This is a genomic window from Burkholderia sp. BCC0097, from assembly GCF_902832985.1.
In the GTDB taxonomy this organism is placed as follows: Bacteria; Pseudomonadota; Gammaproteobacteria; order Burkholderiales; family Burkholderiaceae; genus Burkholderia; species Burkholderia orbicola.
Genome location: NZ_CADFDM010000037.1, coordinates 1 through 360, shown reverse-complemented (window position 1 = coordinate 360; position 360 = coordinate 1). Strand labels below are relative to the sequence as shown.

The following is a 360-nucleotide window of genomic DNA, read 5'->3' as shown; positions in this document are numbered from 1 at the left end:
CCTAGGGGATTCGAACCCCTGTACTCACCGTGAAAGGGTGATGTCCTAGGCCTCTAGACGAAGGGGACAACGTACTGCTTACATCTTTAACGAGAAAGCCCGTTCAAAAACGCTTTTGAACGGGCTTCGTTCTGGCGGAGCGGACGGGGCTCGAACCCGCGACCCCCGGCGTGACAGGCCGGTATTCTAACCAACTGAACTACCGCTCCAGCTTTCTGCACCACCGCCTGCAGGATCTCGTCACGTTCCTGCATGCGCTGCGACACTTCTACGAAACGCCGCTGAATCTGGCGTCCCCTAGGGGATTCGAACCCCTGTACTCACCGTGAAAGGGTGATGTCCTAGGCCTCTAGACGAAGG

The 360-nt window shown here is 57.5% G+C and carries 1 tRNA gene; it reads right to left on the bottom strand.

Features of this window, described 5'->3' with window-relative positions:
• Window positions 1–132: 132 nt before the first annotated feature.
• A tRNA-Asp gene (locus HWX07_RS36795) sits at window positions 133–209 on the bottom strand.
• Window positions 210–360: the final 151 nt, after the last annotated feature.